The sequence below is a fragment of the Bradyrhizobium sp. NDS-1 genome, assembly GCF_032918005.1.
Lineage (GTDB): Bacteria > Pseudomonadota > Alphaproteobacteria > Rhizobiales > Xanthobacteraceae > Bradyrhizobium > Bradyrhizobium tunisiense.
Window position 1 is genome coordinate 1,983,294 of record NZ_CP136628.1, and the last position, 25,133, is coordinate 2,008,426.

22 protein-coding genes are annotated in these 25,133 nt (G+C 65.5%); 11 read left to right on the forward strand and 11 right to left on the reverse strand.

Annotation, left to right across the window (positions count from 1 at the left end; all coding sequences use genetic code 11):
- Positions 1 to 52 precede the first annotated feature (52 nt).
- From smc to RX330_RS09410, 3 genes are all read right to left on the reverse strand, one after another.
- Entirely contained in the window at positions 53 to 3,517 is a 3,465-nt protein-coding gene (gene smc, locus RX330_RS09400) for a chromosome segregation protein SMC (RefSeq protein WP_317242812.1), read from the reverse strand.
- Between the two features lie 217 nt (positions 3,518 to 3,734).
- A complete protein-coding gene (locus RX330_RS09405) occupies positions 3,735 to 4,406 on the reverse strand; it encodes a DsbA family protein (protein ID WP_212089327.1) in 672 nt (223 codons plus the stop codon).
- Between the two features lie 133 nt (positions 4,407 to 4,539).
- Positions 4,540 to 5,031, reverse strand: a complete 492-nt coding sequence (locus RX330_RS09410; protein ID WP_317242813.1) for a DUF721 domain-containing protein — start codon at positions 5,029 to 5,031, stop codon at positions 4,540 to 4,542.
- A 197-nt stretch (positions 5,032 to 5,228) separates the two neighbouring features.
- On the opposite strand from RX330_RS09410, the gene mutY reads away from it, so the two are divergent.
- Together mutY and RX330_RS09420 are read left to right on the forward strand one after the other, a co-directional pair.
- Positions 5,229 to 6,347 (forward strand): A/G-specific adenine glycosylase, encoded by a 1,119-nt coding sequence (mutY, locus tag RX330_RS09415; RefSeq protein ID WP_317242814.1) that lies wholly within the window; start codon positions 5,229 to 5,231, stop codon positions 6,345 to 6,347.
- 51 nt (positions 6,348 to 6,398) lie between these two features.
- Positions 6,399 to 6,821, forward strand: coding sequence for a PaaI family thioesterase (locus RX330_RS09420; RefSeq protein WP_212089333.1), 423 nt, complete (start codon positions 6,399 to 6,401; stop codon positions 6,819 to 6,821).
- Between the two features lie 201 nt (positions 6,822 to 7,022).
- Here RX330_RS09420 and RX330_RS09425 read toward each other — a convergent pair whose 3' ends face one another.
- On the reverse strand, positions 7,023 to 8,300 hold the full coding sequence (locus RX330_RS09425; protein ID WP_212089335.1) for a flavin-dependent oxidoreductase: 1,278 nt from the start codon (positions 8,298 to 8,300) through the stop codon (positions 7,023 to 7,025).
- Positions 8,301 to 8,426: 126 nt separating this feature from the next.
- On the opposite strand from RX330_RS09425, the gene RX330_RS09430 reads away from it, so the two are divergent.
- Positions 8,427 to 9,047 carry a glutathione S-transferase family protein gene (locus tag RX330_RS09430; RefSeq protein WP_212089337.1) on the forward strand — a complete coding sequence of 207 codons (621 nt, stop codon included), beginning with the start codon at positions 8,427 to 8,429 and terminating at the stop codon, positions 9,045 to 9,047.
- Between the two features lie 98 nt (positions 9,048 to 9,145).
- Here the strand turns inward: RX330_RS09430 and RX330_RS09435 are convergent, their stop codons facing one another.
- Positions 9,146 to 10,063, reverse strand: coding sequence for a LysR family transcriptional regulator (locus tag RX330_RS09435; RefSeq protein WP_317242815.1), 918 nt, complete (start codon positions 10,061 to 10,063; stop codon positions 9,146 to 9,148).
- A gap of 91 nt (positions 10,064 to 10,154) precedes the next feature.
- Between RX330_RS09435 and RX330_RS09440 the strand changes: the two genes are divergently transcribed.
- The 5 genes from RX330_RS09440 to RX330_RS09460 all read left to right on the forward strand — a co-directional run bounded on the left by RX330_RS09440 (position 10,155) and on the right by RX330_RS09460 (position 16,337).
- Positions 10,155 to 10,598, forward strand: a complete 444-nt coding sequence (locus RX330_RS09440; RefSeq protein ID WP_212089341.1) for a nuclear transport factor 2 family protein — start codon at positions 10,155 to 10,157, stop codon at positions 10,596 to 10,598.
- An 83-nt stretch (positions 10,599 to 10,681) separates the two neighbouring features.
- On the forward strand, positions 10,682 to 10,816 hold the full coding sequence (locus RX330_RS09445) for a DUF1127 domain-containing protein (protein WP_317243867.1): 135 nt from the start codon (positions 10,682 to 10,684) through the stop codon (positions 10,814 to 10,816).
- A gap of 128 nt (positions 10,817 to 10,944) precedes the next feature.
- The gene (locus RX330_RS09450; protein ID WP_212090337.1) at positions 10,945 to 11,526 is read left to right on the forward strand and encodes a biliverdin-producing heme oxygenase; all 582 of its coding nucleotides are present in this window, start codon (positions 10,945 to 10,947) and stop codon (positions 11,524 to 11,526) included.
- Complete coding sequence (locus RX330_RS09455) at positions 11,523 to 14,069, forward strand: HWE histidine kinase domain-containing protein (RefSeq protein WP_317242817.1); 2,547 nt, start codon at positions 11,523 to 11,525, stop codon at positions 14,067 to 14,069. Before RX330_RS09450 ends, RX330_RS09455 begins: the two co-directional genes overlap by 4 nt.
- A 258-nt stretch (positions 14,070 to 14,327) precedes the next feature.
- Entirely contained in the window at positions 14,328 to 16,337 is a 2,010-nt protein-coding gene (locus RX330_RS09460) for a methyl-accepting chemotaxis protein (protein WP_317242818.1), read from the forward strand.
- 55 nt (positions 16,338 to 16,392) lie between these two features.
- On the opposite strand, the gene RX330_RS09465 is transcribed toward RX330_RS09460, so the two are convergent.
- From RX330_RS09465 to RX330_RS09475, 3 genes are all read right to left on the reverse strand, one after another.
- The gene (locus tag RX330_RS09465; RefSeq protein WP_317242819.1) at positions 16,393 to 17,079 is read right to left on the reverse strand and encodes a glutathione S-transferase family protein; all 687 of its coding nucleotides are present in this window, start codon (positions 17,077 to 17,079) and stop codon (positions 16,393 to 16,395) included.
- Between the two features lie 129 nt (positions 17,080 to 17,208).
- Positions 17,209 to 17,535, reverse strand: a complete 327-nt coding sequence (locus RX330_RS09470) for a hypothetical protein (protein ID WP_212089349.1) — start codon at positions 17,533 to 17,535, stop codon at positions 17,209 to 17,211.
- Between the two features lie 150 nt (positions 17,536 to 17,685).
- Positions 17,686 to 18,816: a site-specific DNA-methyltransferase gene (locus RX330_RS09475; protein ID WP_283818780.1), complete on the reverse strand. Its 1,131-nt coding sequence runs from the start codon at positions 18,814 to 18,816 to the stop codon at positions 17,686 to 17,688.
- 414 nt (positions 18,817 to 19,230) lie between these two features.
- On the opposite strand from RX330_RS09475, the gene RX330_RS09480 reads away from it, so the two are divergent.
- Together RX330_RS09480 and moaB are read left to right on the forward strand one after the other, a co-directional pair.
- Positions 19,231 to 20,163, forward strand: a complete 933-nt coding sequence (locus RX330_RS09480) for a neutral zinc metallopeptidase (protein ID WP_317242820.1) — start codon at positions 19,231 to 19,233, stop codon at positions 20,161 to 20,163.
- 150 nt (positions 20,164 to 20,313) lie between these two features.
- A complete protein-coding gene (gene moaB / locus RX330_RS09485) occupies positions 20,314 to 20,877 on the forward strand; it encodes a molybdenum cofactor biosynthesis protein B (protein WP_317242821.1) in 564 nt (187 codons plus the stop codon).
- 196 nt (positions 20,878 to 21,073) lie between these two features.
- On the opposite strand, the gene RX330_RS09490 is transcribed toward moaB, so the two are convergent.
- On the reverse strand, positions 21,074 to 22,003 hold the full coding sequence (locus RX330_RS09490) for a helix-turn-helix domain-containing GNAT family N-acetyltransferase (RefSeq protein WP_317242822.1): 930 nt from the start codon (positions 22,001 to 22,003) through the stop codon (positions 21,074 to 21,076).
- Between the two features lie 63 nt (positions 22,004 to 22,066).
- Positions 22,067 to 22,639, reverse strand: a complete 573-nt coding sequence (locus tag RX330_RS09495) for a glycosyl transferase (protein ID WP_212089358.1) — start codon at positions 22,637 to 22,639, stop codon at positions 22,067 to 22,069.
- A 331-nt stretch (positions 22,640 to 22,970) separates the two neighbouring features.
- Between RX330_RS09495 and RX330_RS09500 the strand changes: the two genes are divergently transcribed.
- The gene (locus RX330_RS09500; RefSeq protein WP_317242823.1) at positions 22,971 to 23,810 is read left to right on the forward strand and encodes an RMD1 family protein; all 840 of its coding nucleotides are present in this window, start codon (positions 22,971 to 22,973) and stop codon (positions 23,808 to 23,810) included.
- 142 nt (positions 23,811 to 23,952) lie between these two features.
- Here RX330_RS09500 and RX330_RS09505 read toward each other — a convergent pair whose 3' ends face one another.
- On the reverse strand, positions 23,953 to 25,131 hold the full coding sequence (locus tag RX330_RS09505; protein ID WP_317242824.1) for an acetate/propionate family kinase: 1,179 nt from the start codon (positions 25,129 to 25,131) through the stop codon (positions 23,953 to 23,955).
- Positions 25,132 to 25,133: the final 2 nt, after the last annotated feature.

Sequence of the window (25,133 nt, forward strand, 5' to 3'; positions counted from 1 at the left end):
CGAGAAATGGATTCCAGGTTCTCGCTGCGCGAGCCCCGGAATGACAGCCACGTCAAGCCACGTTCTGGTCGAGGATGTCCACGGCCTCTGACAGGCTTACCGACACCAGTTGCGACACGCCGCGCTCGGCCATGGTGACGCCGAACAGACGGTTCATCCGCGCCATCGTGATCGGGTTGTGCGTGATGATGATGAAGCGCGTATCGGTCGAGCCGGTCATCTCGTGCAAGAGGTTGCAGTAGCGTTCGACGTTGTGGTCGTCGAGCGGCGCGTCGACTTCGTCCAGCACGCAGATCGGCGAAGGGTTAGTCAAGAACACCGCGAAGATCAGCGCCATGGCGGTCAGCGCCTGCTCGCCGCCCGAGAGCAGCGACAGCGTCTGCGGCTTCTTGCCCGGGGGCTTTGCGATGATTTCGAGACCGGCTTCGAGCGGGTCGTCGCTCTCGATCAGATGCAGCGCGGCTTCGCCGCCGCCGAACAGCTCGACGAACAGGCGCTTGAAGTGGTTGTTGACGACCTCAAACGAGGTCAGAAGCCGCTCGCGCGCCTCCTTGTTGAGGCTCTGGATGCCCTGGCGCAGCCGCTTGATGGCTTCGACCAGGTCGTCGCGCTCGGTGACCAAACCGGTGTGCTGGGTCTCGACCTCGCGCAGCTCTTCCTCGGCGCGCAAATTGACGGCGCCGAGGCGCTCGCGGTCGCGGCGCATCTTTTCGAGATCTTCCTCGATGTCGTGCAGCGGCGGCAGCTCGGCACCGGGCTCGAGCTCGGCGAGACCGGCGACGGCCTGCGGCTCGACCTCGAGCATGTCGCGGATCTCGCGCTCGATGTCCTCGAGCCGGCGCCGCGCGCCTTCCATGCGCTCCTCGGCGCGGGCGGTGGCCTCGCGCGAGCTGGAGAGCGCCTCGAGGGTCAGCTTGGCAACGCGGTCGGTCTCGGCCATCGCGGTCTCCGCGGTGGCAAGCGCGTCGGCGGCCATGCGGCGGTCGTTTTCGGCGTATTCGATCTCGGTGATCAGCGCGCTGCGCTTCTCGGCGAACACTTGCGGCGCGTTTTCGAGCTCGCTGCGCTCGATCGTGAGCTCGGCGATGCGAGCCTGGATGGTGTCGATATGAGAGGCCGCGCTCTCCTTGCGGTTCTGCCACTCGTTGCGCTCGGCCAGGATCGCCTGCACGCGGCGATCGGCGAGCTCGGCTTCACGGGCCAGCGCCTGCGCCTCGGCGCGGACCTGGGCGGCCATGCGGCGATGGCCTTCGATGTCGCTGCGGACGGCGGCGAGACGGGTCTCGGTATCCTCGCTCGACGGCAGCTCGGAGATGCCGGCTTCGGCATATTCATAGGCAGCTTCGGCTTCGGCACGGTCGGCGGCGAGGCGGCTGTGCGCTTCCGACAGCGTTGCCTTGCGTGCGGCGTGGCGGCTGATCTCTCGCTCGGCATTGGCATGGCGCTCGCGCGCGACGTTGAGCTCGCGCTGCGCGGCGCGCCAGGCTTCGCGGCTCGCGCCTTCGGTGCTGGCCGCCATCTGCAGCTCGGACTCGGCGTTCTCCAGCTCCTGGCGCTTGATCTGCGCGTCGATGCGGGCCTGCTCCAGCTCGTTCTCGATGTCGACGAGACGAGCGCGCTCGGCAAGGCGCCGCGCGGCACCGGTCGGGGCGTGAGCGGCCGCGACAAAGCCGTCCCAGCGCCAGACGTCCCCCTCGGGCGAGACCAGCCGCTGGCCGGTCTTGAGCTGCGAGACCAGCTCGGCGCCGCGCTCGCGCGGCACCACACCGATCTGGGCCAGGCGGCGCGCCAGCTCGGCCGGCGCCTGCACGTGGTTTGCGAGCGGGGTGACGCCTTCGGGCAGCTCCGGATCGGCCTCGGTGTGTCCGACATTGGTCCAGCGCATCGGCGCCGACGGATCGACCGGCGCGTCGAGATCGTCGCCGAGCGCGGCGCCGATGGCTTTTTCGAAGCCCTTGTCGACGGTGATGCCGTCGATGATCGGCGGCCACAGATTCTTGGTTTCGCCGTTGAGAATCTTGGAGATCGTGCGCGCCTCGGTTTCGAGCCGCTGCGCGCGCTTGTCGGCCTCGACCAGCGGCGAGCGCGAAGATTCCAGCGTCTGGCGCGCCGCGACGTGCGCGGCTTCGCTGGCCTGCGCCGCGGCCTCCGAGGCCGCCAGCGTCTGCTCGGCGGTCTCGACCGCGGCCGTCAGCTCGTCGAGATCGCCGAAGCCGCCGGTCTCGGCGGCAAGCTTCTGCTCTTCCGCGGCAACATTCGCGATCTCCTGGTCGAGCCGGGCAAGCTTGTCGCGGTGGGTGCGGACGTTGGCTTCGAGTTGATTGCGCTTGGCGGTGAGGTCGGCGAGCGCGGTGGTGAGCTCGGCGAATTGCTGCTCGGTCTCGGTCAGCACCGCTTCGGCTTCGCCGACGCGCTCGTCGACGCCGGAACGCTTCTCGACGCGCGACTTGATCTCTTCCTTCAGCTCGGAATCTTCGGTGTCGAGCCGCTGCAGCGCGACGTCGGCATCCATGGTCTGCTGCTGGGCGCGGGAGATGTCGCCTTCGAACTGGGCGAGGCGGCGCTCGAGTTCGGCGACGCGTTCCTTGGCGCGCTCTTCCTCGCGGTCGAGCAGCTCGCGGGCATTGGTCAGGCGCTGCAGCCCGGCAGCGGCGCGCGCTTCGGCATCGCGCAGCGCCGGCATTTCGGCGGCGCGGATCGCCTGGATGCGGGCGGCTTCGGCCTGGTGCTGGGTGCGCTCGGCCATCTCGCGGACGGCGAGATCGTGGGTCTGGCCGGATTCGTTGACGTCGGCATGGGCGCCGATCCAGCGCAGATGGAACAGGGTGGCTTCGGCCTTGCGGACCTTGGCGGCGACCTCGCGATAGCGCACCGCCTGGCGGGCCTGCTTCTTCAGGCCTTCCATCTGCCCTGCAAGCTGGCCGATCACGTCCTCGACACGGGTGAGGTTGGTTTCAGCCGCCTTCAGCCGCAGCTCGGCTTCATGGCGGCGCGCGTGCAGGCCGGCGACGCCGGCGGCGTCTTCCAGCACGCGGCGGCGCTGCTCGGGCTTGGCCTGGATGATCTCGCCGATCTTGCCCTGGTGGACGAGCGCCGGCGAACGCGCGCCGGTGGCGGCATCCGCGAACAGGATTTGCACGTCGCGGGCGCGCACGTCGCGACCGTTGATGCGGTAGACCGAGCCCGCTTCGCGCTCGATGCGGCGGGAGATTTCGAGGAGCTGGCTGTCGTTCATCGCCGCCGGCGCGGTGCGATCGGCGTTGTCGATCGTCATCGTCACTTCGGCATGGTTGCGCGCGGGGCGGTTGCCGGAGCCGGCGAAGATCACCGCGTCCATGTCGGCGGCGCGCAAGCTCTTGTAGGAGGTCTCGCCCATCGCCCAGCGCAGCGCCTCGACGAGATTCGACTTGCCGCAGCCGTTGGGGCCGACCACGCCGGTCAGGCCGGGCTCGATGACGAAGTCGGTCGGCTCAACGAAGGACTTGAAGCCGTGAAGGCGCAGGCGGGTGATTTTCATAAGCACGCATCTCTGTTGGCAGGCGCGAATCCCCCTGCCGGGACAATACCATGGAAGGCAATGTCGCTCTCTGGGTGAGTCGCGCGAGGCGCCTCATGCGGCTGGACAATGGCCGCGGTGTGCCGTGAGGGCAACCGGCGAAAGCCGCTTTTCCCAAGGGATTTATGCCGGGAAAGATACGGCCTCAGATGCGCGAATCAGGATTGTCGCGCGCGAATCAGCTCTTCAGCAGCGGATTGATCTTCTTGGCGAAATCCTCGAACGAGGCTTCGCCCTTGATCTTCTCGCCGTTGATGAAGAAGGTCGGCGTCGAATCCACCTTCAGCACCTCGCTGGCATATTTCTGGTCGGCGGCGATCTTGTCGAGCAGCGCCTGGTCCTTCAGGCAGGCTTCGACCTGCTGCTGGGTGAGGCCGGCCTGCTTGCCGATCCGCGTCAGGGTCTCCGTGGTGTTCTTCATCACCCAGTCGTTCTGCTGGCGGAACAGCATGTCGGTGACCGCGAAGTATTTCGGCGCGTCGCCATTGGCGATGCAGCGCGACAGCATCGAGCCGGCGGCGGCTTTGATATCGAGCGGGAACTCGCGGAAGATGTAACGCACCTTGCCGGTGTCGATGTATTCCTTCTTGAGCTTGGGGAACACCTGCTCGTTGAAGGCCGCGCAGTGCGGGCAGGTCATCGAGGCGTATTCGGTAATCGTGACGGCGGCATCGTTCGGGCCAAGCGCCATGTCGGGAAGTGACACCGGCTTGGCCACATCGCCTGCGGACTGCGCCATTGCTTCAGGGATCATGGCTTCGGAGATGAAGCGCAGAGGAGAGAACCCGGCGACCGCGGCAAGCCCGGTCAGCGACAGCATCGTGGTGAAGGCGCGGCGGGTGATGATCACGGTCGGCTCCAGATTTGGCAAAAATGTCGCCCCAGGGATCTATCTTTCCCGGGCGGCCTGTCGCTAGCTTGAAACGTCGATTGAGGCAATGGCGAGCGGTCAGGACAGGTCCAGATTGGCCGCGAAATAAGGCTCAATTTCGCTTGATGGCGGCCCCGAGCCGCGCAAGCGCCGTCTTCAGCTCTTCATCTTCGATGTCCCCCAGGCCCTCGGCTACCTTGGCGACGCTCTTGGGGTCTGGCGGACCGGGGCTCTTCCGGACCCGGGGCCGCGACAGGGGGGCCTGCCGGAAGGCCAGCTTGCCGACCGCGCTCCAGCCGAAGAAGCGGTTGACCCGCTCCAGGATCACGTCGGCGGAATGCTGGATCTCCAGCGCCATCGGCCCCTCGACCCGCAGCACCAGCGTCGCCGGCTCCTGCGGCTGGCCCTCCACCGGCCGCGGCCATTGCATCTTCAGCGGCTCGGCATGAGCTGCGATCTCCGGCCCGGCGATCTGCGCCCACCGCGTCACCAGCTCGCGCGCCGCAAAGCCCTGCTTGGCATAGGCCTCGGCAAAGACGTCGTTGAGCAGGATGCCGAGCGGCTTGGCGCTGATCGGACCGGGTTTGGGAGGGAATTTGGACATGGGCCCTTATAGCACTTCGTCGGGTGGGCCACAGGCCCCGCGGCCCGTGATGGCCGGGCTTGTCGCGCCTGCGCGGCCGAAGCCGCTTCGGCGAGGCGAAGGCCGGCCACGTTCTCCTGCGAAGAAAAGACGTGGATGCCTGCGCCGAGCGCGGGCCTGACGTGGAGAGATCGGCGTAACGCCGTTAGGGTGAGAGCATGAGCCCCAAATCTGCCCTCAAGGCCAGGCCGGAACCCGCCCCCTCGAAAGCATCATCGCGCCCGACGCTCCTGCTTGCCTGGTACGATCGCCACCGCCGCCGATTGCCCTGGCGCGCGGCGCCTGGAGAGGCATCGGATCCTTACCGCGTCTGGCTGTCGGAGATCATGCTCCAGCAGACCACGGTGAAGGCGGTCGGTCCCTATTTCGAAAAATTCGTGGCGCGCTGGCCTGATGTCGCGGCACTCGGCAACGCCTCGCAGGACGACGTGCTGCGGATGTGGGCCGGGCTCGGCTATTATTCGCGTGCGCGCAATCTCTACGCCTGCGCGGTCGCTGTGACGCGCGAGCATGGCGGCAGCTTTCCCGATACGGAGGAGGGGCTGCGTGCGCTGCCGGGCATCGGGCCCTACACGGCGGCGGCGATCGCGGCGATCGCCTTCGATCGCCACACCATGCCGGTCGACGGCAATATCGAGCGCGTGGTGTCGCGGCTCTTTGCGGTTGAAGATGAACTCCCGCAGGCGAAACCTTTGATCCAGCAACTGGCGGCGACGCTGCTTGCAAACTCCCGCGCCGGCGACAGCGCGCAGGCGCTGATGGATCTCGGCGCCTCGATCTGCACGCCGAAAAAGCCGGCCTGCTCGCTGTGTCCGCTGAGCGAGGATTGCACGGCGCGGCTGCAGGGCACGCAGGAGAGCTTTCCGCGCAAGGCGCCGAAGAAGAGTGGCACGCTGCGGCGCGGCGCCGCCTTTGTCGTCACACGCGGCGGCGAGCTGCTCGTGCGCAGCCGTCCCGAAAAGGGGCTGCTCGGCGGCATGACGGAAGTGCCGGGCTCGGACTGGCTCGCCGGCCAAGACGACGCGACGGCGAAGCGGCAGGCGCCCGCGCTGAAGGGATTGTCACGCTGGCAGCGCAAGGTGGGCGTCGTCACCCACGTGTTCACGCATTTTCCGCTGGAGCTGGTGGTCTATACGGCGAAGGCGGAGGCGGGCATGGGCGCGCCGGAGGGCATGCGGTGGGTGCCGACCGCGACCCTTGCCGGTGAAGCACTGCCCAACGTCATGCGGAAGGTGATCGCGCACGCGCTGGACCTGTCGCCGGGGCGATCCTCCTGACAGCACGCTGGCAGCAGCGCTACGCTAGGGCATTGCGAACGGAGGCTGCCAATGGTCAAGACCGCGCTCGACAACTTTCCACGGCCGCCCTGCGCCGAATTGCTCGGCTGGCGTCTGCTCGATGCCCGTCCGGAGGAAGGCTGGATCAAGCTCGCCTTCGAGGGCAAGCCGGAGTTCTGCAATCCGGCCGGCTTCATCCAGGGCGGCATGCTCTCGGCCATGCTCGACGACACCATGGGTCCGGCCGTGCTGGTGATGAGCGAGGGCCGGCTCTACACCACCACCATCAGCATGACGGTGAACTTCCTCAGTCCCGCCAAGCCCGGGACGATCATTGGCGAAGCGACAGTGACGCAGCTCGGCAAGACCATTGCGTTCGTCGAGGCGAAGCTGATGGCCGAAGACGGCACGGTGCTGGCAACGGCAAGCGCGAGCGAGCGATTGCTGGAGGCGGCGAGGGTGGTGGGGAAATAGGCCGCTCCTCTTCCCTTCTCCCCTTGCGGGAGAAGGTGGCGCGAAGCGCCGGATGAGGAGTATCTCTCCGCGAACTCTCATCGCGAGTTGAACGCGGGGAGACATACCCCTCACCCAAGCGAGCTTGTGTTTGCCTGCGTCGCTGCCCTCTCCCACAAGGGGCGAGGGCGCATCCATGCGCATCCCGCTTCGTGCGAAATCCTAAGCTCCCGCCCGCGCGTCCTTGCTCACGATCGGCGGCTTGGCATTCAGCGCTTCCACCTGGAATCCCGCGACGCGCTTGTAGTTGGCCGCGATGTCCTCCAGCTCCTTTTGCGACAGCACGTCGGTGACCACCTCAAAGCCGTCGGGCGCGCGTTCCTCGACGAGCTGCATCACCTGCTCGGGGCCGTTCTTGCGGTTGAGCAGGACGAGGTCGGTGGTGGCGGGCCGGCGCTCGGCCTCATAGGCGAGCAGCGCCGCGGTCGTCGGTCCGTGCGCGAGGATCTCGCGGGTGATGGTGCGGGCATCGAGGATCGCCTGCGAGGCGCCGTTCGATCCGATCGGGTACATCGGGTGCGCGGCATCGCCCATCAGCGTGACCTTGCCAAAGGTCCATCGCGAGACCGGATCGCGGTCCACCAGCGGATATTCGTAGGCGTGCGGGCAGTTCCTGATCAGGCCGGGCACGTCGAGCCAGTCGAACTGCCAGCTCTCGAACCAGGGCAGAAACTCCTCCAGCCGCGCGGTGCGGTTATAGTCCTCGCGCCGCCACTGATAGGTCGGGGGCATGTGGCGCTCGGCGACCCAGTTGATCAGGTGATTGCCGGACGCGTCCGGCGCCTTGCTGATCGGATAGCAGACGAATTTCAGGATCTCGTGCCCGGCCATGATCATGGTGCGGCCGGTGAGGAAGGCCTTGGACGGCGTGACGCCACGCCAGAGGATGCGGCCGTTCCAGATCGGCGGGCCTTCATTGGGATAGAGCTTTTCGCGCGCGGCGGAATGGATGCCGTCGGCGGCGATCAGGATCGCACCGTCGTACGTCCCTGCGGCCTTGCCGGCTGCCCGGTCGATGAAGTCGGCGCGCACGCCATTGGCCGTCTCGGTCCAACCGGCCAAATGGTGGCTGGTGAGGATGTTGTCGCGGCCGAGTCGCTCGACCGCGGTGTCGAGCAGGAGCTGTTGCAAAGTGCCGCGATGGATCGAGAATTGCGGCCATTTGTAGCCGGCTTCCAGCCCGCGCGGCTCGCTCCAGATCGGCTTGCCGTGCTTGGAGAAATAGGCGAGCTCGCGTGTGCGGACACCGCTGGCGTCCAACTTGTCCATCAGACCGAGCTCGATCAGCTCACGCACCGCATGCGGCAGTACGTTGATGCCGACGCCGAGCGGCTTCAACTCGGCGACGCTCTCGAACACTTTTACGGGAACGCCGATTCCGTGCAGGCTGAGCGCGAGCGTCAGCCCGCCGATGCCGCCACCGGCGATGAGTACGGTCATGACAAGATCCCCCTCCAATTCACGCGTCTTCGCATAGCAGGGTGGCGGTGGGCAACTGCGAAGAGTTCGCCTATGGACGGCGCGGCGGGGGCCCGTTAACCTCGACTTTTCCCCATGAGGTCCGCCATGCTCAAGCTCTACTACGCCACCGGCACCTGCGCGCTCGCCACCTACATCACCCTGGAGGAAGCCGGCGCCGACTACACGGCCGAACGGCTGAGCTTCAAGGACAACCAGCAGACCAGCCCGGACTATCTCGCGATCAACCCGAAGGGCCGCGTGCCGGCGTTGGTGACCGATCGCGGCGTCCTCACCGAGACGCCGGCGATGCTGGCCTACCTCGCGCAGACGTTTCCCAAGACGAAGCTCGCGCCGCTCGACGATCCCTTCGACTTCGCCCAGGTGCAATCGTTCAACTCCTATCTCTGCTCGACCGTGCACATCAACCACGCCCACAAGATGCGCGGCGCGCGCTGGGCGACGCAGGAGAGCTCGTTCGCAGACATGAAGGCGATGGTGCCGAAGACCATGGCGGCCTGCTTTTCCCTGATCGAACAGAAGATGTTCCGGGGGCCCTGGGTGATGGGCGATCAGTTCACGATCTGCGATCCCTATCTCTACACGCTCTCAACCTGGCTCGAAGGCGACAGCGTCGACATCAACGCGACGCCGAAGATCGCCGATCACTTCAAGCGCATGTCCGACCGCCCCGCCGTGGCAAAGGTAATGGCCGCGCAGAAGGCGTGAGGGCCCGGCTCTCGTAGGGTGGGCAAAGGCGCGCAGCGCCGTGCCCACGATCTCTTTCCGATCGCGACAGATGGTGGGCACGCTTCGCTTTGCCCACCCTACAAGGTCCTCCGCTTCTCCAACTCGCGCCCCGTCTCCAGCATCAGCCGCCGCAACCAGATCGAGCCGGGGTCCATCTGCGCACGGGTGGGATGGAACATGAACTGCTCGTCGATCCCCGGGTCGAGCGGCGGTGTCACTGCAACGAGGCCGAGCTGTTTCGACAGCGCTGCGATGAGGCGGCGCGGTACGAAGGCGACGAGGTCGGTCCGGGCGGCGACGTGAAGCGCTTCGAGATAGCCTGACACCACCAGCGCGATATGGCGCTCGATGCCCTTGGCGCGCAGCCAGGTGTCGATCAAATCCTCGTTGCTGCCGCGAATGATCACGCCGACGTGGCGTGCCGCCAGGAACGTCTCGCGCCGTTTCAGCTTCGCGCCCATCGGATGGCCGCGCCGCACCGCCAGCGCATCGCTGTCGGTGTAGAGCAATTGGCGGTGGAAGCCCTTGAAGGCATTGCCGATCGAGATCACGACGTCGATGGTCTGGGCGAACTCGGCGTGGAAAATCGCAGGTCCCCGCCACGGCACCACGTCGATGCGGACATTGGGCGCGGCCCGTGTCACCTTCTCCATCAAGGGCGGCATCAATAGCTCGACCGCCAGATCCGGCATCATCAGGCGGAATTGCCGCTCGCTGCGTGCCGCATCGAAATCGTCTGGCGCGAACAGTCCGCGCACCTGGTCGAGCGCCTGGGCGAGCGGCGCGCGCAGGGTCTGCGCCCGCGGCGTCAGCTCCATCCGCGCGCCGGTGCGCACCAGCAGCGGATCGCCGAAGATGTCGCGCAGGCGCTGCAGCGCGTGGCTCGTCGCCGGTTGCGATAGCCCGATCCGCATGGCGGCACGGCTGACGCTGGCCTCGCGCAGCAGGGCGTCGAGGGCCGTCAGCAGATTGAGGTCGAGCGAATTCAAATTCATCAAACGAATAGATATCATATTCTCTATCGATTTGAAGAATTATCATCGCGCGGCGATGATCTCCGTGTTCTCACCAAACGGAGATGCCGCCATGAGCGCTGCCGCCAACAAGAAACTGATGCAGGATATTTTCGCCGCCGCCGCCGATCCCGATCCGGCCGCGCGCGATCGCGCCCTGTTCGCCGCAAGCCTTGCCGAGGATGCCAAATGGGTCGTCACCGGCCAATATTCCTGGTCGCGCACCTTTTCGGGCAAGGAGGCGATCCTTGGCGATCTGCACGGCTATGTGCGCACCCGCCTGCGCGACCGCACGCGCACGGTCGCGCACCGCTTCATCGCCGACGGCGACGTGGTCGTCGTGGAGGCCAAGGGCGACAATGTCACGCCTGAGGGCGTGCGCTACGACAATGACTATTGCCTGGTGTTTCGTCTCGCGGACGGCAAGATCAAGGAAATCCGCGAGTACTGTGACTCGATCCTGACGGAGAGGGCGCTCGGTCCTTTTCCGCAGGCGCCGGAGAGAGCTGCGAGCTGAGGAGAGTGAGCACCACCTCCGCCGGCCGGTGTCATCGGGCCGAGCCGGCGAAGGTCATGCGGGCCTGGCAGGCTCTGGTCGAGATGCTCCGGAACAAGCGCGAACGATCCCGGGCCCGGGCTCAACTCGCTGCGATGACCGACCGGGAGCTTCCGGACTGCGGGATGACCAGGGCCGAGATCACGTACGAGCTGTACAAGCCCCACCGCCGGACATAGACGCGCGTGGGCATGGTCCGTTCGCTGCTCAGATTCTCCAGCGCCGGTGGAACCTTTTGGGTTCCGCCGGCGTTTTCTTCGCTTCCGGGGCAATCGCGCCCCCGACACTGCGCGTGTTTGGGAATTTCATGCTGGCTGGGGTTTCGGACGTCTCGACGCAGGTGAACCCGGGCTTCCCTGGACTTCGTGACCGACTAAGAGATGCAACCGCAGCTGCGCACCGGGAGCTCGATGCGCAATTGTCGTCATTTGATCTTACCGTTCTGACGGGCTATCGCCGCTTTCTCCAAGCCAGCGCCGGCGCGCTGCTTCCGCTCGAAGCCGCGCTCGAGGCGGCTGGCGTCGCCAGCATGTTTCCCGACTGGCCGGATCGGTCGCGCAGTGCGGCGATCACGGCCGATCTCGGACGGCTCGGCGGCGATGCGACGTCTTCCGTGTCGGTGCCGCCGCTGACGCCCGGTGGCCTGCTCGGGACCATGTATGTGCTGGAGGGCTCCCGGCTCGGGGCCAAGTTCCTGCTGAAAGAGGTCACGGAGGCCGTCGATCCGCGCATCGGTGCGGCCACCCTCTATCTCCGCCACGGGACAGGCAAACGGCTCTGGCAAAGCTTCCTGTCGAAGCTCGAAAGCGAGGTCTGCGACGAGGTCGAGGTGATCGCGGCGGCGCGGATGGCGTTCGCCGCGTTTGAGCAGGCGGCGGATCGCGCATGAACGAGGCCGTCAATCTCACCAATTGCGATCGCGAGCCCATCCACATTCCGGGCAGCGTGCAGCCGTTCGGCTTCATGCTCGTCGTCCTCTCGGATTTCACGATCTGCATGGCCTCGGACAATGTCGGCAGCTTTCTCGGAAGCGAAATTGCCGACCTCCTCCAGCGACCGTTGGCGACCGTCATCTCCGAAGCGGCCGTCGAGACCATCCGCAGCCGCGTCGATCATTTGAGCGGGCCGGATGCGACCGAGCGCCTGTTCGGTATCGAGCTCCAGGCCGGCAAGCCGCAATACGATCTCTCGATCCATTTCTCCGGCGTCTATCTCATCATCGAGGCGGAGCCGAGCGTCCACGAGCCGGGCGTCAATTCCGGCGAGCTCGTCCGTCTGATGCTCGACCGGATCCGCAAGACGCGCGGCATGAGCGATCTCGCGCGCGAGGCGGCTCGCCAGCTCAAGGCGCTGACTGGCTTCGACCGGGTGATGGTCTATCAGTTTCACCCGGACGGATCGGGCGAGGTGATCGCCGAGACCGCGGAGGCCGGACTGGAATCCTTCCTCGGTCTACGTTATCCCGCCTCCGACATCCCGAGGCAGGCCCGTGCGCTCTACCAACGCAACTGGCTGCGTATCATCGCCGACGTCAATGCCGTGCCGGCGGCGTTGACGTCCACGGCGACGCACAATGCCGGGCTGCTCGACCTCTCGATGAGCGTGCTGCGCTCGGTCTCGCCGATTCACATCGAATATCTGCGCAACATGGGCGTCGCCGCATCGATGTCCGTGTCGATCCTGCGCGACGGCAAGCTGTGGGGGCTGTTTGCCTGCCATCATTATTCACCGCGTTACATCTCATTCGACAAACGTACGGCCTCCGAGCTGTTCGGGCAGATGTTCTCCTGGATCGTCGAGGGGCGCGAGCGCGAGGGCGACGTCGCCTATGAAGCCCGTGCCCACCAGGTTCAGGAGCGGTTAATCGAGATCGCGGCCGCGCATGAGCACAGCCGCCGCGCCATCGTCGACTTCCTCGGCGACTATCGCAAGATGATCGACTGCGACGGCGTCGCGGTGTGGTCGGATAACAAGATCGCGCTTCAAGGAGACACGCCGACCGAGGACGAAGTGAAGGACCTCGTCGCGTTCATCAACCGGACCTCGCCGGGGCGGATCCTGGCGAGCGCCGAGATAGCCAAGGTTTATGCCGCCGGCCAGTCCTTCCGCGACCGTGCGGCGGGTTTTCTCGCCATTCCGATCTCGCGAACCCCGCGTGATTGCCTGATCTTTTTCCGCCGCGAGGTCATGCGGTCCGTGAACTGGGCCGGCGCCCCCGACAAGGTCTATGATGAAGGTCCGAACGGACCACGGCTGACGCCGCGCAAGAGCTTCGAGCTTTGGCAGGAGACGGTGGCCGGCCAGTCGAAGCCGTGGTCGGTGGCCGACATCCGCATCGCCGAGAGCCTGCGCGTCACACTGCTGGAAGTGATCCTGCAATTATCCGACCTCGCCGCGCGCGAGCGCCGCGGCGCGCAGGAGCGGCAGGAGCTGATGATCGCCGAGCTCAACCACCGCGTCCGTAATATCCTGAGCCTGGTCCGCGCGCTGGTGGCGCAGAGCAAGGATACCGCGACGAGCGTCGAGGAGTTCGCCAGCGTTCTCGGCGGCCGCATCCAGGCTCTGGCGCGCGCCCACGACCAGATCACCAATCTGAACTGGGCGCCGGTGGCGCTGCGGACCCTCGTCGAATCCGAGGCCGGCGCCTATCTCGGGGCGCGTGCAGACCGGGTCAAGATGGGCGGGCCTGACGTCGCGCTCGATCCCAAGGCGTTTGCCACGCTGGCTCTCGTCGTCCACGAGATGATGACGAATTCCGCCAAATATGGCGCGCTCGCCGATTCCACCGGCAGCGTCGAAGTGGTCTGGCGTCTCGATCCCTCGTCGAGCCTGGTGATCGAATGGAAGGAAAGCGGCGGCCCGCCGGTGCAGCCGCCGTCGCGGCGGGGCTTCGGCACCACGATCATCGAGCGCTCGGTGCCGTTCGATCTCAAGGGCGATGCCGAGATCCGCTTCGATCTGCTGGGCGTGCAGGCGAAGTTCGTCATCCCCGCAAATTTCGTGGAATTCGTGCCATCAATAGCAGGAGCCGCCATGCGCGTCGAAGAGCAGCAGTCCAGCCGCCCGCGGCTGTCCGACACAGCGCTGATCGTCGAGGACAATCTGATCATCGCCATGGCGGCGGAGGTCATCCTGCTCGATCTCGGCGCGCGCCACGTCGACACCGCCGCGAGCGTCGATCAGGCGCTGCGTTCGATTGAACGCACGCGGCCGAGCTTTGCCCTGCTCGATCTCAACCTCGGCAGCGAGAGCAGCATCAAGGTGGCGCAGAAGCTGAAAGAGATCGGCGTGCCCTTCATCTTCGCAACCGGCTATGGCGAGCGCGCGCCGCTTCCGGCTGAGCTTGCCTCGGTGCCGGTCATCCAGAAGCCGTACACGCTGGAAGTGGTCGACCACGCCCTCGGCAAACTGCAGCAAGCCAGCGCCCTCTGAGGGCTTGCGTGCGACGTTATGCATGCCGCTGCGGATTCCTGCATGACTTCGCATAGCTGCCGATAAAATCAGCAAGTCTGTGTGCGACGAGGCGCGCACGCGCGAACAATTTGAAGGTTCAATTAACGAGTGTCCTCCATTGTGTCGCGGTGCAGCGTGGGTAGCGAGAATGCGGCGCGCGGCTGCCAGGGGGGCCGGCGATAATCGCCGGAATCGTTCGGTCGCTCGAAGTGGAATGCATCTGGGTGGACAGTGGGAATGCCGAAGTTTCGTTTGCGGATCAGGGGGCGCCTGTACGCAGGCTTCATGGCCCTGGTGGCGGTTGGTCTCGTGATGGCGGTCGTTGCCGTCGGGAATTTGTGGGCGGTCCAGGATCAGGTCGCAAGACAGTCCGCTCTCTCTGACAGCACGGCGCGAGTGCTGGAGATATCGACCCACCTTCAGGCGATCCAGCGCGCCAATCTGCGCTACGTCTACGATGCCAACGAATCCGCGATGAAGGAGGCGCAGGAGCGCGAAACCGCGGCGACCGAGCTGTTGCGGGTCGGCGCGAAGGGGACGCTCTCGGAGGAGCGGCGAGCGCTCTACAACGGTCTCATTGACGACGTCGTCAAGATGCGACGCCTGCGTGACAACCTCGCAGACGCCGTCAACGAGGCAAGGACGGGCAAGGCGACGTTGCTGCCGAGCGGCGAGGAGCTGGCCGTCAAGATGGGCAAGCTGGTCGATACGGCGCGCGCGGCCGTCGACGAGGACACCGCGGCCCTCGTCGCCGACCTCGAATCCAGGACCCTTCTTGTTCGGGTCGCAAACTGGCGTTTCCTCGCCCTGCGCGATACACAGGGGCCGGCCAACTTTCGGGCGAGTGTGGACAGGGCGGCGCAGCGGCTCGCGGCTCTCGAAAAGAGCCCGCAGGCAGCGGAGTTGCGCGCCACCCTCGCGCCGGTGAAGACCTCGCTCGGAATCTACAAATCCGCGTTCGAGACGACGTCGGCCGCGATGCTTCAGGCCGACGAGATCTACCACAAGAGCCTCGCACCTCTGATCGTCGACAGCATCGGCAGACTCAAGGCCGCGGAAACGACCCTGAAGAAGGACTATCAGGACTCGCGCAGCCATGCCGAAGCGGTGATCGCCGGCACGACGACCGTTCAGGAGATTGCAGGCGGGCTTGCCGTCGTGTTCGGCGGCATCGTCGCCTTCCTGATCGCCCGCAGCATCGTCGGTCCCCTGGCCTCGATGACCAGCGCGATGGGGCGGCTTGCCGGCGGCAATCTCGAGGTCGAAATCCCCGGCCGCGGCAAGGCCGACGAGATCGGCGACATGGCCAAGGCGATCCAGGTGTTCAAGGACAACATGATCGACACCGAGCGCATGCGCGCCAAGCAAAGCGAGCTCGAGGCGCGGCAGGCCGAAAGCCGCAAGAAAGACATGGAGAGGCTCGCCGACCAGTTCGAGCAGGCCGTCGGCGAGATCGTCAACACCGTGTCGTCGGCATCGAGCGAGCTCGAAGCCTCGGCCGGCACCCTGACCACGACCGCCTCGCGCGCCCAGGATCTGTCGACCGAGGTGGCCTCCGCATCCCAGGAAGCCACCGCGAATGTCCAGGCTGTCGCCACCGCGACCGAGGAGCTGTCGTCGTCGGTCGGGGAGATCGCCCGCCAGGTGCAGGAGTCCGCGCGCATCGCGGGTGAGGCCGTCGGCCAGGCCAGCCGAACCAACGATCGCGTCGGCGAGCTCTCCAAGGCGGCGGCCCGGATCGGCGACGTCGTCGAACTGATCAGCACCATCGCGGGCCAGACCAATCTCCTCGCGCTCAACGCCACCATCGAGGCGGCGCGTGCGGGCGATGCCGGCCGCGGCTTTGCCGTCGTCGCCACCGAAGTCAAGGCGCTTGCCGAGCAGACCGCGAGGGCAACCGGCGAGATCGGCCAGCAGATCGCGAACATCCAGGCCGCCACCGAGCAGTCGGTCGGCGCCATCAGGGAGATCAGCGGCACCATCGAACGGCTGTCGGAGATCTCCTCTGCGGTCGCCGCGGCCGTGGAAGAGCAGGGCGCGGCCACGCAGGAAATCTCGCGCAACGTGCTGCAGGCCGCCCAGGGCACCCAGCGGGTCTCGACCAATATCGGCGACGTGCAGCGCGGAGCGTCCGAGACCGGCTCGGCCTCCTCGCAGGTGCTCTCGGCGGCGCGCCTGCTGTCGGCCGACAGCAACCGGCTGAAGCATGAAGTCGCCAAGTTCCTGAGCTCGGTTCACGCCGCCTGAGCTGAAAGCAAAGGGCCACGCGCGCGCGCGCGGCCCTTCATCGTTTGTGGTGCGATCAGGCGACCTTGGTCGTCATGTGCTTGAACATATTGGCCCTCGCCTCATCGTCCATCTCGGCCTTGAAGGTGAACTTGTCCTTCAGCGCAATCGCGCGCGCCGCTGCCGGGCGCGCCGAAATCTCCTCTACCAGTCGCTTCACGTTCGGGTATCGCGCAAAGGCGTCGTCACCGAGCTTGAACGGGAGCATCCGCGCCCAGCCCCACAGCGCCATGTCGACGATCGAATAGCTGTCGCCGACCATGTAGCGGCGGCCTTCGAGGTGGCCGTCGAGAATCCTGTAGTGGCGATCGGTCTCGTACTGGTAGCGGTTATGAGCGTAGTCGTGGTTCTGGTCCTTCGGCGCAAAATGCTTGAAGTGCACCGCCTGGCCCGAGTACGGCCCGACGCCGGTGGCGATGAACATCAGCCATGACAGCGTCTCGCCGCGCACGCTGGCGGAGGGCAGGAACTTGCCGGTCTTCTCGGCGAGGTACAGCAGGATGGCGTTCGAGTCGAACACGATCGTCCCATTGTCGTCGATCGCCGGCACCTTGCCGTTCGGATTGACCTTCAGATAGTCCGCCGTGAACTGCTCGCCCTTGCGGGTGTCGATCTTCACCGGCTCGAAGGGCAGTCCCGCCTCTTCGAGATAGAGCGCGACCTTGGTCGGATTCGGCGAACCGTTGAAATAGAATTTGAGCATCACACATCTCCCCAATCTTCTTGCCGAGCAAACGCGGCGTCATCGCCGCTTGGTCGCTTCTCTTTGCCCGAACCTCGTTGGGGAGGGCAACCGGCGAGTTTGCCGGGCGGTATCTGCGCTCTGCGCAGATCATCCGGCGTAACAAAGGCCGATCGCCGCCGTAATGACCATCGCCGCGCCGACCGCTTCCAGGCGCAGCCCGAGCCGCGCGGCGAGATGCATGTCGCCGGCCCGCGCCTTGCGCTCAGATCCGCGCGCATAGCCGTGAACGATGACGTCGTGATTGAAATTGTCGTGAGCCTCGTTGCTGCTGGCGAGACCGACGCAGATCACGAGCACGCCGAACAGCGCGAGGCCGAAGAATCCGAGCAGGGCGATCAGGAACATCGGAAACATGCCGACCAGGAAGATCGGCAGCAGCGGCACCAGCAGCAATGTCTCGGACTGTCGTCGCATGGGAGCCGGCCGGTCAGACGGGGCTGATCAGCGGAATCTAATCCCGGCTGGCTCCCCATTCAAGGTGCCGTAGCGTGGGCAAAGGTGTAAAGTGCCGTGCCCACGGGTAGAGGTCCCACGGGTACGAGGTCCTGCGAGAGCAGGGTCGGATCAGTCTGCCGCCATGCCGGCGCGGATTTCGGCGCGCAGCTCGTCGATCAGCTTGAGACCCTTTTTGGTCTCGATGTGCCAGAACGTCCAGCCGTTGCAGGCTTGCGCGCCTTGCGCCACCGCGCCCATGCGGTGGATCGAGCCGACCTTGTCGCCGAACATGATGGCGCCGTCGGCGCGCACGAGAGCGCCGAGCTTCTTCTTGGCGTCGAACAGCTTGGTGCCGGGCATGATCATGCCGCGCTCGATCAGCTCGGAGAACGCAACCCGCGGCGCTTCGCGCGCGGTCATGAACGGGGCGAGGCTCGCCTCCGGCAGCGGCTCGACCGCGGCGATGCGGGCTTCGGCTGCTTTCGCATAGGTCTTGTCGCGCTCGAACCCGATATAGGAGCGACCGAGCCGTTTTGCGACCGCACCGGTGGTGCCGGTGCCGTTGAACGGATCGATCACGAGATCGCCGGGTTTCGACGATGACAGCAGCACACGCGCGAGCAGGCCTTCCGGCTTCTGCGTCGGATGCACTTTCTTGCCGTCGGCGCCCTTGAGGCGCTCCTCGCCGGTGCAGAGCGGAATTAGCCAGTCGGAACGCGCCTGCACGTCCTCGTTGGCGGCCTTCAGCGCCTCGTAATTGAATGTGTAGCCCTTGGCCTTTTCATCACGCGCGGCCCAGATCATGGTCTCGTGCGCGTTGGTGAAGCGGCGGCCGCGGAAGTTCGGCATCGGGTTCGACTTGCGCCAGACGATGTCGTTCAGGAGCCAGAAGCCGAGGTCCTGCATGATGGCGCCGACGCGGAAGATGTTGTGGTAGGAGCCGATCACCCAGATCGTCGCCGACGGCTTCATCGCGCGGCGGGCGGCAAGCAGCCAGGCACGGGTGAAATCGTCATAGGCGGAGAACGAATCGAACTTGTCCCAGTCGTCGTCGACTGCGTCGACATGGGATTCGTCGGGGCGCTTGAGATCGCCCTTGAGCTGAAGATTGTAGGGCGGATCGGCGAACACGAGATCGACCGAACCAGCCTGAAGCTTCGACATCTCGGCGACGCAATCGCCGAGGATGATGCGATGCGAAGGGGACTCGAAATTTGTGCGGGGCGCCCTTGCAGACGCCCCGCGACGCGACTCTACCATGACTCAAGAACTCTGACTCAGGCGACGCTGTCGGCGACGCGGGACCAAACAACCGACTGACCGTTACATTGAAGCGGCAAAGTAAAAATCGACTTAACCCGCCGCTTTCGCGAGCAGGACTCGCATCATTCCTCGCGCGCGATTCATCGTGCGCATTCGTCGTGTTTTGCAGTGTATTTCGCGTTTCGACGCGTCGCGGGAGCGATCATGGCCCGAAAAAGGCGTCGATTCTCTCTCGGAAAAAATTGCTCGACCCTCGGAAAAAATTGCTGGCATCGGCATGTTGCCGCACTAGGCAATTTTTGCCGGCCACGATATTGATAAAAGCAACGGAAATTTTACGTGTGTGGCGCGTTGAGCTTTCGCGCTCCTGCGCCCGGATGCCGCCAATCGAGGACTGAGGGAAAACCCGCCATGCGCTACGATGATTTCCGCCGCAGCGACGACATCGAGGATCGTCGCGATGATGGTGGTGGCGGCGGCGGAGGCGGGTTCGGCCTGCCCATGGGCGGCGGCGGGCTCGGCATCGGCACCATCATCATCCTTGGCCTGGTCGGCTACGCCTTCGGCATCGACCCGCGCATCCTGATCGGCGGCGCCGAGATTCTCACCGGCGGCGGCCAGGCACCGACCTACCAGACCGATCGCCAGGCCTCCTCCGGCAAGCGCGGCGCGCCGACCGACGAGATGGGCAGCATGATCTCCGGCATTCTCGGCGAGATCGACGATCGCTGGACCGAAATCTTCCAGGCCAGCGGCCAGTCCTATACCGGTCCCAAGATCGTGCTGTTCCGCAACGCCACCAATGGCGGCCGCTGCGGCATGGCGCAGTCGGCAATGGGGCCTTTCTATTGTCCGCCGGACCGCACCATCTTCCTCGACACCAGCTTCTTCCGCGAGGTCGAGACGCGCTTCCGCGGCTGCTCCGGCAAGTCGGCGTGCAGCTTCACCACCGCGTACATCATCGCCCACGAGGTCGGCCATCACATCCAGAACCTGCTCGGCATCATCCCGCGCGTGACGCGGCTGCAGCAACAGGCCGGCTCCAAGGCCGAGGCGAATGCGCTCCAGGTGAAGGTCGAATTGCAGGCCGACTGCCTATCCGGCGTCTGGGTCAATCGCGAGGCCAAGAAGCGCCCGAACTTCCTGGAGCCCGGCGACATCGACGCCGCGCTGACCACGGCGAGCGCGATCGGCGACGACACGCTGCAGCGCCAGGCCACGGGCCGCGTCGTGCCGGATTCCTTCACGCATGGCTCGGCTGCGCAACGCAAGCAGTGGTTCATGACCGGCTACCAGCAGGGCACGGTCCAGGCCTGCAATACGTTCGGCGCCGGGGCGTTGTAACGAAGACTCCGTGCCCCGGACGCAGCGCGCATTATCATGCGCGATTGCGCATCTCGGAATCCGGGAGTAGTGCCGTCATCCTGAGGTGCTCGCCTCTTCGGCGAGCCTCGAAGGATGGCGGTGGTCGGTGTTGAGAGAAGGTGCAGCGCTATGGCGTCTATCGATGAAGCAAAACAGTTCATCCCGCTCAACATCGCGGTGCTCACCGTGTCCGACACGCGTGTCCTCGCTGACGACAAGTCGGGCCAGACGCTGACCGACCGTCTGCTGGCTGCCGGCCATCATCTCGCCGCGCGCGAGATCGTCACCGACGATGTCGAAGCCATCCGCACCGTGATCCGCCGCTGGATCGCGGATGCCGGCGTCGACGTCGTCATCACCACCGGCGGAACCGGCTTTACGGGACGCGACGTCACGCCGGAGGCGATCGAGCCGCTGTTCGAGAAGCGCATGGACGGCTTCTCGATCGCCTTCCACATGCTGAGCCACGCCAAGATCGGGGCCTCGACGATCCAGAGCCGCGCCACGGCGGGCGTTGCGGGGGCGACCTATATCTTCTGCCTGCCGGGCTCCCCCGGCGCCTGCCGCGACGGCTGGGACGGCATCCTTGCAGCCCAGCTCGACTACCGGACGCGGCCCTGCAATTTCGTCGAGATCATGCCGCGCCTGGACGAGCATCTGCGAAGGCCGAAGGCGCAAGGTGCGACGGTTTAGCTGCTCGCTGTTTCTTCTTCCCTTTTCCCCCTTGTGGAAGAAGGTGGCGCGAAAGCGCCGGATGAGGGGTATCTATCGGCACGGAGTGCTCGGAGAGATACCCCTCACCCGCGTGAGCTTGTGTCTACCAGCGTCGTTGCCCTCTCCCGCAAGGGGCGAGGGCACATTCATACGCATCTCGCTCGTTGCGAGATGATCACAGATCCATTTCCCATGTCTCTCCGATCAGATCCTGTCCGAAGCTGTGATGCGGCTCCGTCGCGACCAGCTCGAATCCCGCACTCTGATAGATCCCGCGCGCGGCGGCCAGGATGCTCTGTGTCCACAGCGTCATCCTTCTGTAGCCCCTCTCGCGGGCGCCCTGGATGCATTGATCGACCAGCGCGCGGCCGACGCCGAGGCCCCGCGCCTTCTTCTCCACCTGCAACAGGCGCAGCTTGGCGATCTCGTCGGTGGCCTTGACCAGAAAGACCGAGCCGACCGGCTCGCCACCCACTTCCGCGATCCAGCAGTGCTCGCGCGCGGCGTCGTAGTTCCTGATGAACTGTGCGCAGATCTCGGCGACCAGCGCCTCGTAGCTGATGTCCCAGTTGTAATCGGCGGCATAGGCAGCGGCCTGGCGGGAGATGACCCAGCCCATGTCACCGACGCGATGGCTGCGCAGCATGAACGCCGCGGGCTGAGCTCGACGTTGCTCCAGCACAGCTTCGATGGTCGCCATGGCCTGCGTGAGCCGCTTTGCATCGCTGGCCGAAAGCTGAGCCAGCATGGCGGCGACCTCGTTTTGCGAGTTCACGTTCAGCTTGGCGTAGGTCTGGCGGCCCTTGGCCGTGAGACTGAGCTGGTATTGCCTGCGATCCGCGGGCAGGGGCTTTCGCGTGATCAGCCTCTTTTCATCGAAGCTCTGGACGATGCGGCTGAGATAGCCGGGATCGAGACCAAGCTCGTTCCCGATCTCTTTTGCCGCAAGCCCATCGCGATGCGCGAGTTCATAGAGCACGCGAGCCTCGCTGAGCGAAAATGGGCTGTTGCCGAGATGCTGGTCGAGCACACCAAGCTTGCGGGTGTAGAAGCGATTGAAGGCCCGAACTGCTGCGATCTGGTCGTCGGTACCGTCGATTGCCATGGCTCCCCTCGATACTTGCTATTGTCAAATAATTATTCGACTTTGGCAAGTATCGGCTGGGCCTCAGCCGACCATGACGATCCGGCTGCGCAGCATAGTCCGGGAGCGGCCGAGCCGCCGCAGCAGCCGCGCCTCGGAGCGGCGAGCCTGGGGTGGGTAGCCGCCGATCCGGTCGTAATGATCGCGCGCGATCAAAAGTCCCTGATCGCCCAAGGGACCGACGAGCTTGCGCACCACGGCCCAGAGGGTATCTCGGAAACCGGTATCGGCGTAGGGGGAGCGCGCATAGCGGAACACCGCTGCGCGATCGCGGCCGCTGGACGCGACGCTTTGGATGAACTGGGTCGTCTCCTCGATCCAGCCCGTGTCCAGCACCGCGCCTGCGGGGAGGAACATGAGCCAAGGCGAACGGGCCTGGAGCGCGCCGGCCGCGAGCGCCGCGCCTTGCGAGGATCCTTCGAAACCGACGAAACGGCAGCCTGCAACGTCGGCGACACGCTCGATGACACCATTGCGAGTGCCGTCGACAAGGAGCACTTCCTTGATGATGCCCGCGGCGGCGCCGGGCACCAGCGCGGCCAGAGTCGCCACCGCCGTCTGCTCGACACCTTCGGTCGGTATGATGACGCTCAGCATGAGTGAGGCTTCGATGTCCGTAATTCGGGAGAAGCGTAGTCCGTTATGATGTTGTCATAAACACGCGACGGCGCCGAGAGCAACTTTTGGCCGGGGGCCTCGGTATTCGATGGTAAACTACCAGAACCATCGCATTCAAATATGTCCGCTGCCGGGCGGCAATGTTGCCGAATATTTCGGCGCAGGCCCGCCGGCCCAGTGTTAGTCCGGAGTTCGGCTCCGATATTGCGCGCCATGCGGGCAGATCGCAATCCCGCAAGGGGATGATGCGTGACAAACGACCGCGGACACAGGAACGGCCTGCCATCCGTAAGACTGACGAGAGTGTCCTATGAACGCCGATCAACTCGCTGTTAGTGCTCCTGCAACAACTCCGAAGGCGGACGGCGCGCCGACCTTGCGGATCCGGGCTCTGATGCTGGGTGACCGCATCAATGCCTCCGGCCTGGAGATCGGCACGCTGGTCTCGTCCACCCCGGCCGCCTTCCGCGTCCATGCCGGACTTGCCGTGATCTTCCGGTACGGCGTCGTGGTACTGATCGGCCTGCTTCCTTCGGAGGAAAAGGTTCTCGTCGACAACCTGAAGTCACGCCTGATCGGAGAGTTCAGCCCCTTCGAGGAGGAGATCGCGCAGGCCCAGCTTTGCAACGACGAGGCCGCCGAGGCGATCCAGCCAGGCGGGCCGATCTGCCTCGCCAAATTCTCGGACGACCGGCTTCTCTTGATCGCTGACGCGCTCGCCAAGAGCACCTCGCTGGCGCGCGACGAGCGCCGCGTCGCCGCAGTCTTCGACGTGATCGAGCCGCTTGCGCGGCAGCTTGCCGAGCACGGCCGCACGCCGCCCGGCCGCAAGGGCGTCCTGCAACTGATCGGAAACGCGCTGCTGGTCCAGCAGCGCGTTGCCGGCCGCGTCGCCGTCGCCGAAAAACCCGACGTGCTCTGGGAGAAGCCCGAGCTCGACCGGCTCTATTCACGTCTCGAGGACGAGTACGAATTGAAGGAGCGCCTCGACACGCTCGAGCGCAAGCTCACCGCCATCTCGGAGACCGCCAACGCGCTCACCGACATCATCGACACAAGGCGCTCGCTCCGCCTCGAGATTGCGGTGGTGGTGCTGATCGTGATCGAGGTCGTGATTAGCTGTTACCAGATATTGACGGGCACGCATTAGGGCAGCGAGAGGGCTGCGCGTGACTGTGCCCTCTCCCCCTGCGGGAGAGGGCAGCTCTGCTGGGAAATGCAATCTCACTCGGGTGAGGGGTCTGTCTCCGTGACTCCAACTCGCAATTCAGACTGGGGCCGCCGATGGCACTTCACCCCACGAGCACCGTCTTGCAGTGCCGCGCGATCGTCAGCTCTTCATTCGTCGGAACGACGAAGATTTCGACGGCACTCTCGCCCGCGCTGATCCGCTCGCGCGTCGCGTCATTCGCCGCAGCATCGACGTGCACGCCGAGCCAGCCGATGCGCTCGCAGATCGCGCTGCGAATTTCCTTGGCATGCTCGCCGATGCCGCCGGTGAAGACCAGGCACTCCAAGCCGCCGAGTGTGGTGGCCATCATCGCGACTTGCTGCGCCGCCCGGAAGACGAACAGATCGATCGCTTCCCGCGCCGCAGCTTCATTGCTCGCGAGCAGCGTGCGCATGTCCGCGGAGAGGCCCGAGACGCCGAGCAGGCCGGACTCGTGATAGAGCAGGTGCTGGACATCCTCGACCGACATGTTCTCGTGCTGTTGCAGATAGAGCAGGACGCCGGGATCGATCGCGCCGCAGCGCGTGCCCATTACGAGGCCGTCGAGCGGCGTCAGTCCCATCGTGGTGTCGATGCTGCGGCCGTCGCGCAGCGCGCACAAGCTGGCGCCGTTGCCGAGATGCGCGATGACACAGCGCCTGGCCGCGAGCTCGGGCGCGATCTCGGCCAGGCGCCCCGCGACATATTCGAAAGAGAGGCCGTGAAAGCCGTAGCGCCGGACGCCGCGCGCCTCATACCGCCTCGGAATCGCGAAGCGGCTCGCGGTCGGGAGCATGCTGTGATGGAAGGCAGTGTCGAAGCAGGCGATCTGCGTCAGCGCAGGACGGATCGCCGCAAGCGCGCGAATTGGCGCGAGGCATCGCGGCTGGTGCAGCGGTGCCAGCGGGGTCAATGCCTCAAGCTTCGCTATGACGCCGTCTGTCAGTGCGACCGGGCCTGAATTATCCGGCCCGCCGTGAACGATCCGGTGACCGACGGCGCGCAGGCTGTGATCGCCGAACTTCTCCTCGATGAAGGCGAGCACGTCGGCGAACAAATGGCCGCCCTCGGCATCCGCCGCGTCTCTTCGTGTCTCGAACAGATCTTCGCCCGCGGGGCTCTTCACCACGAGCCGGGGTGTTGCCTCGTGCTCGTCGAGCAGGCCCTTGCAAAGTAGCCTGGGTTCGTCCGCCGAAATCTCGAACAGGCCGAACTTGATGCTCGACGATCCCGAGTTGAGGACGAGGACCGTGTCCGACATGG